13 protein-coding genes are annotated in these 15,227 nt (G+C 61.9%); 6 read left to right on the top strand and 7 right to left on the bottom strand.

The genetic code is table 11. The features are described 5' to 3' along the window. Positions 1–108: 108 nt before the first annotated feature. The 4 genes from lpdA to V8689_RS17525 are packed head-to-tail and all read right to left on the bottom strand — an operon-like array spanning position 109 to position 5,054. Positions 109–1,488 carry a dihydrolipoyl dehydrogenase gene (lpdA, locus tag V8689_RS17540; RefSeq protein ID WP_056788044.1) on the bottom strand — a complete coding sequence of 460 codons (1,380 nt, stop codon included), beginning with the start codon at positions 1,486–1,488 and terminating at the stop codon, positions 109–111. A 4-nt stretch (positions 1,489–1,492) separates the two neighbouring features. Further along, positions 1,493–2,758 carry a dihydrolipoamide acetyltransferase family protein gene (locus V8689_RS17535; RefSeq protein ID WP_056788041.1) on the bottom strand — a complete coding sequence of 422 codons (1,266 nt, stop codon included), beginning with the start codon at positions 2,756–2,758 and terminating at the stop codon, positions 1,493–1,495. Continuing rightward, complete coding sequence (locus V8689_RS17530) at positions 2,759–3,817, bottom strand: alpha-ketoacid dehydrogenase subunit beta (RefSeq protein WP_003192306.1); 1,059 nt, start codon at positions 3,815–3,817, stop codon at positions 2,759–2,761. Between the two features lies 1 nt (position 3,818). Further along, positions 3,819–5,054 carry a 3-methyl-2-oxobutanoate dehydrogenase (2-methylpropanoyl-transferring) subunit alpha gene (locus V8689_RS17525; RefSeq protein WP_003192305.1) on the bottom strand — a complete coding sequence of 412 codons (1,236 nt, stop codon included), beginning with the start codon at positions 5,052–5,054 and terminating at the stop codon, positions 3,819–3,821. Between the two features lie 195 nt (positions 5,055–5,249). Between V8689_RS17525 and bkdR the strand changes: the two genes are divergently transcribed. Then, entirely contained in the window at positions 5,250–5,738 is a 489-nt protein-coding gene (gene bkdR / locus V8689_RS17520; protein ID WP_003174877.1) for a Bkd operon transcriptional regulator BkdR, read from the top strand. 685 nt (positions 5,739–6,423) lie between these two features. Here bkdR and V8689_RS17515 read toward each other — a convergent pair. Further along, on the bottom strand, positions 6,424–7,287 hold the full coding sequence (locus tag V8689_RS17515) for an MBL fold metallo-hydrolase (protein ID WP_056788037.1): 864 nt from the start codon (positions 7,285–7,287) through the stop codon (positions 6,424–6,426). Between the two features lie 94 nt (positions 7,288–7,381). Between V8689_RS17515 and V8689_RS17510 the strand changes: the two genes are divergently transcribed. The 5 genes from V8689_RS17510 (at position 7,382) to V8689_RS17490 (ending at position 12,800) form a co-directional block, all read left to right on the top strand. Next, entirely contained in the window at positions 7,382–7,717 is a 336-nt protein-coding gene (locus V8689_RS17510; RefSeq protein ID WP_003174875.1) for an ArsR/SmtB family transcription factor, read from the top strand. Positions 7,718–7,768: 51 nt separating this feature from the next. Next, positions 7,769–9,013, top strand: coding sequence for an NAD(P)/FAD-dependent oxidoreductase (locus tag V8689_RS17505; RefSeq protein ID WP_056788033.1), 1,245 nt, complete (start codon positions 7,769–7,771; stop codon positions 9,011–9,013). Then, entirely contained in the window at positions 9,014–9,820 is an 807-nt protein-coding gene (locus tag V8689_RS17500; RefSeq protein WP_056788028.1) for a sulfite exporter TauE/SafE family protein, read from the top strand. Between the two features lie 194 nt (positions 9,821–10,014). After that, positions 10,015–11,658 (top strand): MFS transporter, encoded by a 1,644-nt coding sequence (locus V8689_RS17495; protein ID WP_056788024.1) that lies wholly within the window; start codon positions 10,015–10,017, stop codon positions 11,656–11,658. Beyond that, on the top strand, positions 11,655–12,800 hold the full coding sequence (locus tag V8689_RS17490) for an HlyD family secretion protein (protein ID WP_003192298.1): 1,146 nt from the start codon (positions 11,655–11,657) through the stop codon (positions 12,798–12,800). The genes V8689_RS17495 and V8689_RS17490 overlap by 4 nt, the downstream gene beginning before the upstream one ends. A 121-nt stretch (positions 12,801–12,921) precedes the next feature. On the opposite strand, the gene V8689_RS17485 is transcribed toward V8689_RS17490, so the two are convergent. Both V8689_RS17485 and V8689_RS17480 read right to left on the bottom strand, forming a co-directional pair. Then, a complete protein-coding gene (locus V8689_RS17485; protein ID WP_056788020.1) occupies positions 12,922–13,782 on the bottom strand; it encodes an aldose 1-epimerase in 861 nt (286 codons plus the stop codon). A gap of 163 nt (positions 13,783–13,945) precedes the next feature. Further along, the gene (locus V8689_RS17480) at positions 13,946–15,226 is read right to left on the bottom strand and encodes a TRAP transporter large permease (RefSeq protein WP_056788017.1); all 1,281 of its coding nucleotides are present in this window, start codon (positions 15,224–15,226) and stop codon (positions 13,946–13,948) included. Position 15,227 lies beyond the last annotated feature (1 nt).

Below are 15,227 nucleotides of genomic sequence, written 5' to 3'. Positions count from 1 at the left end.
AACATCTGCATTGGCTGATCCACCGCTATCGCAGGCAAGCCAGCTCCCACACTTGGAACGTATTCCAATGTGGGAGCCGGGCTTGCCCGCGATGGCCTCGCCACGGCTTTACAGGTGCAACGCGTGCCCCAATGCCCGCAGCGCGGCTTCCTGCACCGCTTCACCCAGGGTCGGGTGGGCGTGGATGGTGCCGGCCACGTCTTCCAGGCGCGCGCCCATTTCCAGGCTCAGGCCGAACGCGGTCGACAGCTCGGATACCCCAGCCCCCACGGCTTGCCAGCCCACAATCAGGTGATTGTCACGCCGCGCCACCACCCGCACGAAGCCGGCTTTGGACTCCAGCGTCATCGCCCGGCCATTGGCGGCGAACGGGAAGCTCGACACGATGCAGTCCAGGCCCGCCGCCTTGGCCTCGTCCGGGGTCTGGCCGACCACCACCAGTTCCGGGTCGGTAAAGCACACCGCGGGTATCGCCGCCGGGTTGAATTCGCGGGCTTTGCCGCTGATCAGCTCGGCAACCATTTCGCCCTGGGCCATGGCCCGGTGCGCCAGCATCGGCTCGCCACTCAGGTCTCCGATGGCGTACACGTTGCGCATGCTGGTCTGGCAGCGGCTGTCGATCTTGATCGCCGCGCCGTTCATGTCCAGGTTCAGCGCTTCGAGGTTCCAGCCTTGGGTGTTGGGTTTGCGCCCCACGGCTACCAGCACCTGGTCGGTGTCCAGCGCCAGGGTGTCGCCGTTGGGCGCACGTACTTGCAGTTTGCCGTCGGTAAAACCGGTGACGCTGTGTTCCAGGTACAGCTTCACGCCGAGTTTCTTCAGGGATTCAGCCACCGGCAGGGTCAGTTCGGCGTCGTAGGCCGGCAGAATGTGGGCCTGAGCCTCGACCACACTGACGTCGGCACCCAGCTTGCGGTAGGCAATTCCCAGTTCCAGGCCGATATAACCACCGCCCACCACGATCAGGCGCTTGGGCACGTGTGTCGGTGCTAGGGCTTCGGTGGAGGAAATGATCGGCCCGCCAATCGGCAGCATCGGCAGGTTGACGCTTTTCGAACCGGTGGCCAGCAGCAGGTGCTCGCACTGGATGCGCTGGTCGCCCACCTCAACCGTCTTGCCGTCGATGACCTTGGCCCAGCCATGGATCACCTGCACCTTGTGTTTTTTCAGCAGTGCGGCGACGCCGGTGGTCAGGCGGTCGACGATGCCGTCCTTCCATTCCACGCTCTTGCGGATGTCCAGGGTGGGCACATCCACTTCGATGCCCAGTTGCGAGCCCTGGCTATGGTGCACGGTTTGCTGGAACTGTTCGGCCACATGAATCAGCGCCTTGGAGGGAATGCAGCCGATGTTCAGGCAGGTGCCGCCCAATGCCTGGCCTTCCACCAGGAGGGTCGGGATGCCCAGTTGGCCTGCGCGAATCGCCGCCACATAACCGCCAGGGCCGCCGCCGATAATCAGCAGCGTGGTATGCAATGTCTGAGTCATGCCCTTACTCCAGGAACAGGCTGGCGGGTTGTTCGAGCAGGCCGCGAATGGCCTGGATGAATTGCGCCGCGTCCATGCCATCGACCACGCGGTGATCGAAGGAGCTGGAGAGGTTCATCATCTTGCGCACCACGATCTGGCCCTTGATCACCATCGGCCGCTCAACAATGCGGTTGACGCCGACGATGGCCACCTCCGGCAGGTTCAGCACCGGTGTGCTGACAATGCCGCCCAGGGCGCCGAGGCTGGTCAGGGTAATGGTAGAGCCGGACAGCTCTTCACGGCTGGCCTTGCCTGTACGTGCGGCGTTGGCCAAACGCGCGATTTCTTCCGCAGTGCCCCACAGGCTGCGGGCTTCGGCGTGGCGTACCACCGGCACCATCAGGCCCACGTCGCTCTGGGTGGCGACGCCCACGTGCACGGCGCCAAGGCGCGTGATGACCTGGGCTTCGTCGTCGTAACGCGCATTGATCTGCGGGAAGTCGCGCAAGGCGACAACCATGGCCCGCACGATAAACGGCAGCAGGGTCAGCTTGCCGCGTGTCGCACCGTGCTTCTCGTTAAGGTGCACGCGCAACTCGTCGAGGGCGGTGACGTCGATTTCTTCCACGTAGCTGAAATGCGCGGCGCGGCGCGTGGCGTCCTGCATGCGCTGGGCGATCTTGCGGCGCATGCCGATCACCGGGATCTGGTGTTCGTCAGTACGCTCGGCATACGGGTTGGCGGCGCTGGCGCCCGTTGCCGGGCCCTGGCGCAAGTAAGCCTCCAGGTCTTCATGCAGAATCCGGCCCGCAGGCCCGGTGCCCTGCACCAGGCGCAGTTGAATCCCGGCATCCAGCGCGTGTTTGCGCACGGCAGGCGAGGCCAACGGACGTTCGCTGGCCTCACGGGCCACGGGCGCTTGCGGCGCTTTCACTACTGCAGCGGGTTTGCTTGCTACCGGCGCCGTTACCGGTTTGGCTTCGGCCACGGGAGGCGCGGCCTTCGCAGGTTCGGCAACCACCGGCACATCCTTGGTATTGCCTGCGCCTTCCACTTCAATGCTGATCAAAATACTGCCCACTGCCATGACCTCACCCGGCTCGCCGCCCAGAGAAATCACCTTGCCGTGGACCGGCGAGGGAATATCCACCATCGCCTTGTCGGTCATCACATCCGCCAGCACCTGGTCTTCAACCACCAGGTCGCCGACCTTTACATGCCATACCGATAATTCAACTTCCGCGATGCCTTCGCCAATGTCCGGCATCTTGATAACGTGCGTGCCCATTCAGACCTCCATGACCCGTTTCAACGCCGCGCCCACTCGGGACGGCCCTGGGAAATACGCCCACTCCTGCGCGTGCGGGTAGGGGGTGTCCCAACCGGTGACGCGTTCGATCGGCGCTTCCAAGTGGTGGAAGCAATGCTCTTGCACCAGCGAGACCAACTCGGCACCAAAGCCGCAGGTGCGCGTGGCCTCATGCACCACCACGCAACGGCCGGTCTTTTTCACCGATTTGACGATGGTCTCCAGGTCCAGCGGCCACAGGCTGCGCAGGTCGATAACTTCGGCGTCGATGCCGCTTTCTTCAGCGGCGACTTGCGACACATACACGGTGGTGCCGTAGGTCAGCACGGTTACAGCCGAGCCTGGGCGTACGATGGCGGCCACGTCCAGGGGCACGGTGTAGTAGCCGTCCGGCACCTGGGCTTGGGGGTGTTTGGACCACGGCGTTACCGGGCGGTCGTGGTGGCCGTCGAACGGGCCGTTATACAGGCGCTTGGGTTCGAGGAAGATCACCGGGTCATCGTTCTCGATGGAAGCGATCAGCAGGCCCTTGGCGTCATAAGGGTTGGACGGCATCACCGTGCGCAGGCCGCACACTTGGGTGAACACCGCTTCGATACTCTGGCTGTGTGTCTGGCCGCCATAGATGCCGCCGCCGCAGGGCATGCGCATGGTCAGTGGCGCGGTGAATTGACCGGCCGAGCGATAACGCAGGCGTGCCGCCTCGGAAATGATCTGGTCAGTGGCGGGGTAGACGTAGTCGGCGAACTGGATTTCGGCCACTGGGCGCAAGCCATAGGCGCCCATGCCCACGGCCACGCCGACGATGCCGCTTTCCGAGATGGGCGCGTCAAACACCCGCGAGCTGCCGTACTTGGTCTGCAAGCCTTCGGTGCAACGGAACACGCCACCGAAGTAGCCGACGTCCTGGCCGAACACCACCACGTTGTCGTCACGTTCAAGCATCACATCCATGGCCGAGCGCAGGGCCTGGATCATGGTCATGGTGGTGGTGGTCATGGCGGTTTCCAGTTCGATACTGTTGTTGTGGTCGTTCATGTCACACCCCCAGCTCTTGACGCTGGCGCTTCAAGTGCTCCGGCATCTCTTTATAGACATCCTCGAACATGGTCGCGGCGCTTGGAATCTGGCCACCGGCCAGGGTGCCGTACTGTTCGGCTTCCTTCTGCGCCTTGACCACTTCGGCTTCAAGTTCGGCACTGACCGCCGCGTGTTCCTCTTCGGACCACTGGCCAATCTTGATCAGGTGCTGCTTGAGGCGGGCAATCGGGTCGCCCAGGGGGAAGTGGCTCCAGTCGTCGGCGGGACGGTACTTGGATGGGTCATCGGAGGTGGAGTGCGGGCCGGCGCGGTAGGTGACCCACTCGATCAGGGTAGGCCCCAGGTTGCGGCGCGCACGCTCGGCGGCCCAGGCCGAGGCGGCGTACACGGCGATAAAGTCGTTGCCGTCCACGCGCAGGGAGGCGATACCGCAACCGACGCCGCGTCCGGCGAAAGTGGTGGCTTCACCGCCAGCGATGGCCTGGAAGGTGGAGATGGCCCACTGGTTGTTGACCACGTTGAGGATCACCGGCGCGCGGTACACGTGGGCGAAGGTGAGGGCGGTGTGGAAGTCCGATTCAGCGGTGGCGCCGTCGCCGATCCAGGCCGAGGCGATCTTGGTATCGCCCTTGATCGCCGAGGCCATGCCCCAGCCCACGCCCTGGACGAATTGGGTGGCGAGGTTGCCGGAAATGGTGAAGAAGCCCGCTTCCTTGACCGAATACATGATCGGCAACTGGCGGCCCTTGAGCGGGTCGCGCTCGTTGGACAGCAGTTGGCAGATCAGGTCTACCAGCGGCACGTCGCGGGCCATCAGGATGCTTTGCTGGCGGTAGGTGGGAAAGCACATGTCGTCGATGTTCAAGGCCAGGGCCTGGGCGCTGCCGATGGCTTCTTCGCCAAGGCTTTGCATGTAGAACGACATTTTTTTCTGACGCTGGGCGACCACCATGCGGTTGTCGAAGATGCGCGTCTTGAGCATGGCGCGCATGCCGCGGCGCATGATCTCGGTGGAGACACCCTCGGCCCACGGCCCGAGCGCCTGGCCCTGGTCGTCGAGCACGCGGATCAGGCCCTTGGCCAGGTCGGCGGTGTCGGCCGGTTCTACGTCGATGGCGGGTTTGCGTACCAGGCCGGCGTCGGTCAGACGCAGGTAGGTGAAGTCGGTCTTGCAGCCTGGGCGGCCCGAGGGTTCGGGAACGTGCAGGCGCAGCGGTGCATACGGCTGGGTCATGGCTTTCTACGCTCTATCTTGTGAATTTCTTGTAGTGGGCGCGCTAGCTGACAGTCAGTCTTCGGGTAGAAGAAATCTTGTCCTACAACAATCATAGGCGTGGCGTAGAAGAATATTTATCTGTGTTTCATTGCGTCGCCGGCCATTTGCGGATAAAAAAACTGCATAAACATAATAAACAGGTGATTTTGTCTCATGCGCAAACTGGACCGTACCGATATCGGCATTCTCAACGCCCTGCAGGAGAATGCGCGGATCACCAATGCCGACCTGGCCCGCTCGGTCAACCTGTCGCCCACGCCGTGTTTCAACCGGGTCAAGGCGATGGAAGAACTGGGGTTGATTCGTGAGCAGGTCACGCTGCTGGATGCTGATTTGCTGGGGCTGCACGTGAATGTGTTCATCCATGTGAGCCTGGAGAAACAGAACGAGCTGGCGCTGCAGCAATTTGAAGGGGCGATTTCGGACCGGCCGGAGGTGATGGAGTGTTACCTGATGGCTGGAGATCCAGACTATTTGATTCGCGTGTTGGTGCCCACGATTCAGTCGCTGGAGCGTTTCATGATGGATTTTTTGACCAAGGTACCGGGGGTGGCGAACATTCGCTCCAGCTTTGCCTTGAAGCAGGTGCGCTACAAAACGGCGTTGCCGTTGCCAGCCAACGGCATCAGTCTGGGTTCCTGATTCAATACGGGGCAAAATGTGGGGCTTGCCTGCCAGCCGACGTCAATCTACCTGACACCCCGCAATCCAACTGTGGGAGCGGGCTTGCTCGCGAAGGCGGCCTGCCAGCCGACACCAATCTACCTGACACCCGGCGATCCAACTGTGGGAGCTGGCTTGCCTGCGATGACGGCCTGCCAGCCGACACCTATCTACCTGACGCCCCACGGTCCAACTGTGGGAGCGGGCTTGCTCGCGAAGGCGGTCTGACAGTCAACACAGTTATACCGAGTACATATCCATTCCTGCGGTAACGGCCACTTAGGGTTCCGCCTGACGGCGGGTCACTTTGGAAAAGAGCCCCAAAGTAACCAAAGGGCTCTTGCCCCACCACTCGGCACCTCGCTTAGGCTCGGTGTGCCCGTAATCCGCCAGTGATTTGGGGGGCCGCCGCCACGCGCCATCCATGGCGCGGGGCGGCTAAACCGGCATCCCTGCCGGTTTACCCCCCAAATCCCTGTCGAATTCCGGCCAGCGTGGTTTAACGGGGCGCTTAAGATCAAAAGCAGATCAAGAGCAAGATCACGAGCGACTCGCTTCGCATCGTAGTTACCGTCGGGCGCTACAGCGTTGTATCTGGAGCAACTGGGCCAACTGACCCACCGCTATCGCAAGCAAGCCAGCTCTCACAGGGGGATCGGTGCTTCTAGAGCTGGTTGAGGGGGATTTTCAGGTAGGTCACGCCGTTCTCTTCTGCCGGCGGCATATTTCCCGCTCGCACGTTTACCTGGATCGCCGGCAGCAACAACGTTGGCATGCCCAATCCAGCATCGCGCTGGGTGCGCATCTCTACAAACGCCGCTTCATCCACGCCGTCATGCACATGGATATTGCCCGCCCGCTGTTCCGCCACGGTGGTCTGGTATTTGGCTTCTCGACCCTCGGGTGGGTAGTCATGACATACGTACAGCTTGGTGTCTGAAGGGAACGCCAGCAGCTTGCACATCGACGCGTACAACTGCCGTGCGTCACCACCAGGGAAATCGCAACGGGCGGTGCCGACGTCGGGCATGAACAGGGTATCGCCCACCAGGATCAAGCGGCCGTCGATCAAATAGGCCATGTCGGCGGGGGTGTGTCCGGGCACGTGCAATGCCTGGGCCTTCAAGTTGCCGATGTGAAAGATTTCATCCGGCGCAAACAGGTGATCGAACTGCGAGCCGTCCACGCGAAATTCCGGCTCCAGGTTGAACAGGTTCTTGAACACTCCCTGCACCTTGCTGATGGATTCGCCGATAGCGATCTTGCCGCCCAGGGTGCGGCGCAGGTAGGGCGCGGCGGACAGGTGGTCGGCATGGGCGTGGGTTTCCAGCAGCCACTGCACGTGCAGGCCATGCTCTCGCACAAAGGCAATCACCTTGTCGGCCTGGGCGGTGTCGGTGCGGCCGGACGCCGGGTCGTAATTGAGCACCGAGTCGACAATGGCGCAGGGGCCGCCATCGGCTTCATAGACGATATAGGTGTAGGTCGACGATGCGTCATCCAGAAAGGCTTGAATCAACGCTGGCATGGCGGCTGTCTCTGTTTGGGAAAAAAGTGGTTACAATCAGTTTATGTTTACACATAATGTTTTGAGCTTAAGTGACTTAAAGGACCCGAGGCAAATGGAATCTACGTTGAGTGAGGGCGAGGTCGCCCAGTTGCGTGCGTCGGCGTCCAAGGCCTGCGCCTTGCTCAAGGCCCTGGCCAATGAAGACCGCTTGTTGATCCTGTGCCAGTTGACCCAGGGCGAGCGCAACGTCGGCGAGCTGGAAGCCTTGACCGGCGTACGCCAGCCCACCCTGTCACAACAGTTGGGCATCTTGCGCGATGAAGGGCTGGTCGCCACCCGTCGGGAAGGCAAATACATTTTCTACGGGCTGGCCAGCCACGAAGTGATTCAAGTGATGAAGACCCTGTCCGGCCTGTATTGCGGCGCGGTTATAAAAAGCTGGGCGTGACGCCATCCGGCAGCGACCCTTGTGTGCATTGACTCAAAAAGGCAGTAGACAATGACCGAACAACACTGGGGACCCACCATCAGTGGCGATATCGTAGTCATCGGCGGCGGCTCGGCAGGCATCGGCCTGCTGGCCAGCCTGCTCAAGCGCGACCCGCACCTGAACATCACCCTCATCGAACCTAACGACTACCACTGCTACCAGCCGGCCTGGACCCTCGTCGGCGGCGGCGCCTACGACCTGCGAAAGACCCGCCGGCCCCTGGCCGATGTATTGCCCAATGGCGTGAGCTGGGTGCAGGCCGCCGTCAGCGAACTGCTGCCCGATGAAAACACCCTGGTGCTCGACAGCGGCCAGCGCGTCACCTGGAAGAACCTCATCGTCTGCCCCGGCCTGCGCCTGGCCTGGGAAAAAATCGAAGGCCTGCAAGACACCCTGGGCCAACATGGCGTCACCTCCAACTACAGCTATGAGCACGCCGCCTACACCTGGCAGTTGGTGCAGCAGCTCAAGGGTGGCAAGGCGTTGTTCACCCAGCCGGCCATGCCAATCAAATGCGCCGGCGCGCCGCAAAAAGCCATGTACCTGTCCTGCGACCACTGGCTCAAGCACGGCGACCTCAAACACATCGACGTCGAATTCAACCTGGCCGGCGCCGCGTTGTTTGGTGTGCCAACCTTTGTGCCGCCATTGATGAAGTACGTGGAAAAATACAACGCGCGCCTGGCGTTCAATTCCACCCTGGTGAAAGTCGACGGCCCGGCACGCAAAGCCTGGTTTGAAGTCAAAGACGCCCAAGGCAACGCGACGGTCGAAGAGAAAACTTTCGACATGCTCCACGTCGTACCACCGCAGGTCGCCCCGGATTTTATCCGCGAAAGCCTGCTCGCCGACGCCGCCGGCTGGTGCGAAGTGAACCCCCACAGCCTGCAGCACCTGCGCTACCCGCACGTCTTTGGCTTGGGCGATGTGTGCGGCACCACCAATGCTAAGACGGCCGCAGCGGTGCGCAAGCAAATCGTGGTGGTGGCCGAAAACCTGCTGGCCCTGCGCAAGCAGGCGCCATTGCTGCTCAAGTACGACGGCTACGGTTCCTGCCCACTGACGGTGGAGAAGGGCAAGGTAGTGCTGGCCGAGTTCGGCTACGGCGGCAAGTTGCTGCCGACCTTTCCCCTTGATCCTACTCGGGCACGCCGTTCGATGTGGTTCCTCAAGGCCACGCTGCTGCCGTGGTTCTACTGGAACGGCATGCTCAAGGGCCGCGAGTGGCTGACCCGCCTGAGCAAGGTGGACTGAATGCTGCTCGCCAGTCTGTTAGGGGTATTGATGGGCCTGGTCATGGGCCTGACCGGCGCGGGCGGCGGCATCCTCGGGGTGCCGGCGCTAGTGCTGGGGCTGGGCTTGACCATGACCCAGGCCGCGCCGGTGTCATTGCTGGCGGTGGGCGCAGCGGCAGCGGTGGGGGCCATCGATGGTTTACGCCATGGCCTGGTGCGTTACCGCGCGGCGCTACTGATCGCGTTGCTCGGCGCGCTGTTTTCGCCGTTGGGTGTGTTCGTCGCCCATCAACTGTCGGAGCCGGTGCTGATGGGCCTGTTCAGTGCGCTGATGGTGCTGGTGGCCTGGCGCATGCTGCAACGGGAAAAGCGCGAAGCTGGGCCGAGTGACCATGGCGCGGCGTCGTGGGGCCAGAAGAATTGCATGCTCAACCAGCAGACCGGGCGCCTGGCCTGGACCGCCAAATGCAGCGCCACCCTCGCAGCGTTGGGCGCGGTGACCGGCGCCGTGTCGGGTTTGCTGGGCGTGGGTGGCGGCTTCCTGATTGTACCGGCGTTCAAGCAACTGACCGACGTGCAGATGCGCGGGATTGTCGCCACTTCCTTGATGGTGGTCAGCCTGCTGTCGCTGATCGGCGTGGCCGGTGCCTTTCATGCGGGGGTGAGCATCGAGCCGGTGGGCTGGGCGTTTATCGGCGCGAGTGTCGTCGGCATGTTGGCGGGGCGGCGGTTGTGTTCGGTGATTCCTGCGCGTGCGTTGCAAGTGGGGTTTGCTAGCCTGTGTGTGATGGTGGCAATCGGTATGTTGCTTAAAGCCTCTCTCTAAGAACGGCATGGATTGCAGTGTGGGAGATTCTATGGTTGAGGGTTGCCCCTCAACCATAGAATCTCCCACATTTAGCTGTGTCTGCCTGAGGATCAAATGCGTCCACGAGATGGCAAGATGAACGCCTCTCAGGTTACTGTTCCTCTGTGTAACGGATTCACCGGCCTTGCACCCCGGCTTACCAAGGTCACCGAATGGATAAATACACCCCCCACACCTGGCAGCCCCACGAGCGGCCGAGCCTGCCTGGCTCGCCGTCGACGCCGCTGCACCCTACACATAAGCGCTGGCTCTTCGCGATGGTCGGCGTGCTGGTGGCAATCACCGGTGGCCTGGGCAACGCCCTGGTTATCGCCAACCTGCAATACCTGCAAGGCGCCCTGGGCGCGACCACCGCGGAAATGGCCTGGCTGCCCGCCGCCTATGTGATGACCAACGTGTGCATGAACCTGCTGCTGGTGAAGTTTCGCCAGCAGTTCGGCCTGCGCGCGTTTACCGAGGTGTTCCTGGTGCTCTACGCGCTGGTGACCTTCGGGCATTTGTTCGTCAATGACCTCAGTTCGGCGATTGCGGTACGGGCCGCTCATGGCATGGTGGGTGCGGCGCTGAGTTCGTTGGGCTTGTACTACATGATCCAGGCATTCCCGGCCAAGTGGCGGTTGAAAGCTTTGGTGTTGGGGCTGGGTACCGCGCAATTGGCGCTGCCCCTGGCGCGGCTGTTCTCCGAAGACTTGCTGCAAATCGCTGAATGGCGCGGGCTGTATTTGTTCGAACTGGGCCTGGCGCTGATCTGCCTGGGCTGCGTGTTCCTGCTCAAGTTGCCGCCGGGCGATCGCTTCAAGACCTTTGAAAAACTCGATTTTCTCACCTTTGCCATTCTCGCCAGCGGTGTGGCCTTGCTCTGCGCGGTGCTGTCCCTGGGGCGTATTGACTGGTGGCTGGAAGCGCCGTGGATCGGCGTGGCCTCGGCCTGTTCCCTGGTGCTGATCATGGCCGGGCTGGCCATCGAGCATAACCGCAGCAACCCGATGCTGATGACGCGCTGGCTGGGCAGCGGTGTGATGATCCGCCTGGCGTTGGCGGTGGTGCTGATTCGCATGGTGCTGTCCGAGCAGTCCACCGGTGCGGTGGGGTTCATGCAGATGCTGAACATGAGTTACCAGCAGATGCATACCCTGTACGTGGTGATGCTGGCCGGGGCGATTGCCGGGCTGGTGGTCAGCGCGTTGACGATCAACCCGGCGCACTTGTTGATGCCGCTGATCATCTCCCTGGCGCTGATGGCGACCGGTTCCGTGATGGACAGTTTTTCCAGCAACCTGACCCGTCCGCAGAACCTCTATATCAGCCAGTTCCTGCTAGGCTTCGGCGGTACGTTCTTCCTGGGGCCGACCATGGTGCTGGGCACCAAGAATGTGCTGACCAACCCGCGCAACCTGGTGAGCTTCTCGGTGATGTTCGGGATCTGCCAGAACCTTGGCGGCCTGATCGGCGCGGCGTTGCTGGGCACCTTCCAGATCGTGCGCGAGAAGTATCATTCGAGCATGATCGTCGAGCACCTGACCCTGATCGACCCGCTTGTGGCGGCGCGGGTGCAGAGTGGTGGGGCGGCCTATGGCAAGGTCGTCGCCGACCCGGAACTGCGCAACCTCATGGGCATCCGCAGCCTGGCCACGGCGGCCACCCGTGAGGCGAACGTAATGGCTTACAACGATGTCTTCATGCTGATCGCGATTATCGCGATCCTGACCATGCTGTGGATCTTCACCCGCAGCCTGTGGCTGATGAGCACCACCAAGGCAACTCCTCCTGTTCAACCCAGCGGCGCGACTTCATGACCGAACCTTCAACCACCACCACGACCGCCATCGCCGCCACGCCGGAAGGCAGCACGCCGCCGGGCGCGGTGCCGACCCAATTGCGGCCTTTGCGCGTGCGTATCATCTCGTCCCTGGGCTTTGCCGCCATCGCCATCATTGGTGTGCTGATCGTGCTGTATGCCTGGCAACTGCCGCCGTTCAGCAGTGCGGTGGAAACCACCGAGAACGCCCTGGTGCGTGGGCAGGTGACGATTATCGGCCCGCAGCTCAGCGGCTATGTGTTCGAAGTGCCGGTGCAGGACTTCCAGTACGTCAAGACCGGCGACCTGCTGGTGCGCCTGGACGACCGTATCTACAAGCAGCGCCTCGACCAGGCCCTGGCGCAACTGGCGGTGCAAAAGGCCTCGTTGGCCAATGTGGTACAGCAACGCAACAGCGCCGAAGCGACCATCAAGCTGCGTCAGGCCGCGCTGGTCGACAGCCAGGCCCAGGCACGCAAGAGCACTGCGGATTTGCGCCGCAATGAAGAGTTGATCAGTGACGGTTCGGTCTCCAAACGCGAACTGGACGTGACCCGTGCCGCCAACGCGCAGACCATCGCAGCCGTGGCCCAGGCCCAGGCCAGCCTGGAAATTGCCCGCCAGGATTTGCAGACGGTGATCGTCAACCGCGGCTCCCTGGAGGCCGCCGTCGCGAGCGCCGAGGCGGCGGTGGAACTGGCGCGCATCGACCTGTCCAATACCCGCATCACGGCGCCACGGGATGGCCAGCTCGGGCAGATCGGCGTGCGCCTGGGCGCTTACGTCAATTCCGGCGCGCAACTGATGGCGCTGGTGCCCAAGCAGTTGTGGGTGATTGCCAACATGAAAGAAACCCAGATGGACAATGTGCAGGTCGGCCAGCCGGTGACGTTCACCGTGGATGCGCTGAACCACCGCAAATTCCATGGCACGGTGCAGCATATTTCCCCGGCCACCGGTTCCGAGTTCAGCCTGTTGCAGGCGGACAACGCCACCGGCAACTTCGTCAAGATCGCCCAGCGGGTGCCCGTGCGCATCACCGTAGACCCGGACCAGGCTGAGAGCGAGCGCTTGCGGCCGGGGTTGTCGGTGGTGGTGAGTATCGATACGGCCGGGCGCCTGAAAAACAGCCCACCCTGACACTGACGCATGTTCCAACTGTAGGAGCGAGCTTGCTCGCGAAAAACGTCAACGATAACGCGTGTTTTCTGAATGAACGCGGCGCGTGTGAGTTCTTCGCGAGCAAGCTCGCTCCTACAGTTCAGGCATTTGGAGTGTATTTCAGGTTGAATGCCAGGTGGGTTGACTGGCCTTGCTCCAGCAGTTTCAGGCCAGGCCTGCCTGGCAGGTGATGGGCATTCACTGGATGACTCACCGGCTCGATGCAAAAAAAATCCAACCCCGGCGGGCAGTACAGCAGGAAGTAATCGGTGCCGCTGGCCTGGCATTCGAGGCGGTAGCCAAGCTCCGGTTGTTCGATCAGGCAGTGCCCATCCCAGCCGCAAAAGCCGTTATCCACCAACCCCTCTGGCAATCCTTTGAGTTGCCGCAAATCCCAATTTTCGGGCACCGGTGCCAACCCTGTGGGCAGCTTGGCTGCATCACTCATCCACACCTGCCCAGCCCTGGCCTGCAGCCGCGTACCCGGCCGGCGCGGCAAGTACGGATGCAAACCCAACCCATGCCACGCTGGTTGCTCGGCCAGGTGAGTCACGCACAAGTCGATATTCAACTCACCGTTGTTCAAGCGCACCCGCTGGCGGGCGTGATAGGCGAAGGGCGTTTCGCAGCGCAGCTCCAACACCACTTCATGTTCTGACTGGCTTGTCACCTGCCATGCCTGCTGCCAGGCCGAACCGTGAATCGGAAAAGGATCAGTGAGGCTATTGGCTGCCAGTGCCAGCCAGCCATCGGGGTTGTCGAACCCACCTTGAGCGATTCGGTTGGACCAGGGTGCCAAGGGATAGCAACCCAGCTTGCCCGGCAGCCCCGTATTGATCGCCTGTGCATCGCTGTGCCGTAACAGCGGTTGCCCGGTGGCGCGTACCGTCCAGTTGACGAGGCTGCCGCCGATAGCGGGGGCGAGTACCAAATGGGTGAATTGATCCGAAAGCTCAATCACGATTGACCTGCCTCATGAAGTCAAAACAAACACCGAGGATTCAAATGTGGGAGCTGGCTTGCCTGCGATAGCGATCTGTCAGTCAATGCATCCATGACTGATACACCGCTATCGCAGGCAAGCCAGCTCCCACAGTTGCTCACCTTTGTTTCTGAAAGAAGGTTTACAGCACCAAATGGGGCAACCACAGCGACAACGCCGGGATGTAGGTCACTGCAATCAGCACCAAAAACAACACCGCATAAAACGGCAGCAATGCCTTCACGGTTTTCTCGATACTGGTCTTGCCCACCGCCGCACCGACGAACAGCACCGCCCCCACTGGCGGGGTGATCAGGCCGATACCCAGGTTCACCAGCATGATCATGCCGAAGTGCACCGGGTCGACGCCGATGCCCAGGATCACCGGCATCAGGATCGGCGTGAGGATCAGAATCAGCGGCGCCATGTCCATCACCGTGCCGAGCAACAACAGCATGACGTTGATGCACATCAGGATCACGTAGCGGTTGTCCGACAGGGTCAGGAACAGCGTGGTGATCTTCGCCGGGATCTGCATCAGGGTCATGATGTAGCCGAAGCTGGCGGCGAAGGCGATCAGGATCATCACGATGGAAATGGTGCGCACCGTGCGATGCATCAGCTTGGGCAGTTCGCGCCATTTGTAGTCGCGGTAGATGAACATGGTCACGAAGAATGCCCACAACACCGCAATCGCCGCCGACTCGGTAGCGGTGAAGATGCCCGAGAGGATGCCGCCGAGGATGATCACCATGGCCATCAGGCCCCAGAGCGCATCGGCGGCGATCTTCAGCGCCTGCTTCAAGGGGATGACTTCGCCTTTGGGGTAGTTGCGCTTTTTCGCGAAGATCAGGCACAGCACCATCAGGCACGCGCTCATCATCAGGCCCGGCACCACGCCGGCCATAAACAGTGAGGCGATGGAAACCGTGCCGCCCGCCGCCAGGGAGTACAGCACCGAGTTATGGCTGGGCGGCGTCAGCAGCGCCTGCACCGAACCGCTGACGGTCACTGCGGTGGCGAATTCGCGTGGATAACCACGCCGTTCCATCTCCGGGATCAGCACCGAGCCGACCGAGGCGGTATCGGCCACGGACGAACCGGAAATCGCGCCAAAAAACGTCGAAGCCATGATATTGACCAGGGACAAGCCACCGCGCACAAAACCCACCAGCACCCCGGCAAAGGCCACCAGGCGCCGTGACATGCCGCCCTCGGCCATGATCGCCCCGGCCAGCACGAAGAACGGAATCGCCATCAGCGAAAACTTGTTCACCCCACCTGCAATCTGAATCATCAGGGCCTGGAACGGAATGTCGATCCACCACGCGCCAATCAACGCCGACAGCCCTAACGCATAGGCCACGGGCATGCCAATCAGGATCAATACAACAAAGCTGCCCAACAGAATCAATGCGTCCATA

The sequence above is a fragment of the Pseudomonas sp. AK181 genome (assembly GCF_051122975.1).
GTDB classification, from domain to species: domain Bacteria; phylum Pseudomonadota; class Gammaproteobacteria; order Pseudomonadales; family Pseudomonadaceae; genus Aquipseudomonas; species Aquipseudomonas lactis.
The sequence above is the reverse complement of the archived record's forward strand: the minus strand, read 5'-3'. Positions and strand labels throughout refer to the sequence as shown.

What these genes read in the sequence shown, in the direction of transcription:
- lpdA (WP_056788044.1), bottom strand. Translation starts at nt 1,488, where the DNA reads ATGACTCAGACATTGCATACCACGCTGCTGATTATCGGCGGCGGCCCT.
- V8689_RS17535 (WP_056788041.1), bottom strand. Translation starts at nt 2,758, where the DNA reads ATGGGCACGCACGTTATCAAGATGCCGGACATTGGCGAAGGCATCGCG.
- V8689_RS17530 (WP_003192306.1), bottom strand. Translation starts at nt 3,817, where the DNA reads ATGAACGACCACAACAACAGTATCGAACTGGAAACCGCCATGACCACC.
- V8689_RS17525 (WP_003192305.1), bottom strand. Translation starts at nt 5,054, where the DNA reads ATGACCCAGCCGTATGCACCGCTGCGCCTGCACGTTCCCGAACCCTCG.
- bkdR (WP_003174877.1), top strand. Translation starts at nt 5,250, where the DNA reads ATGCGCAAACTGGACCGTACCGATATCGGCATTCTCAACGCCCTGCAG.
- V8689_RS17515 (WP_056788037.1), bottom strand. Translation starts at nt 7,287, where the DNA reads ATGCCAGCGTTGATTCAAGCCTTTCTGGATGACGCATCGTCGACCTAC.
- V8689_RS17510 (WP_003174875.1), top strand. Translation starts at nt 7,382, where the DNA reads ATGGAATCTACGTTGAGTGAGGGCGAGGTCGCCCAGTTGCGTGCGTCG.
- V8689_RS17505 (WP_056788033.1), top strand. Translation starts at nt 7,769, where the DNA reads ATGACCGAACAACACTGGGGACCCACCATCAGTGGCGATATCGTAGTC.
- V8689_RS17500 (WP_056788028.1), top strand. Translation starts at nt 9,014, where the DNA reads ATGCTGCTCGCCAGTCTGTTAGGGGTATTGATGGGCCTGGTCATGGGC.
- V8689_RS17495 (WP_056788024.1), top strand. Translation starts at nt 10,015, where the DNA reads ATGGATAAATACACCCCCCACACCTGGCAGCCCCACGAGCGGCCGAGC.
- V8689_RS17490 (WP_003192298.1), top strand. Translation starts at nt 11,655, where the DNA reads ATGACCGAACCTTCAACCACCACCACGACCGCCATCGCCGCCACGCCG.
- V8689_RS17480 (WP_056788017.1), bottom strand. Translation starts at nt 15,226, where the DNA reads ATGGACGCATTGATTCTGTTGGGCAGCTTTGTTGTATTGATCCTGATT.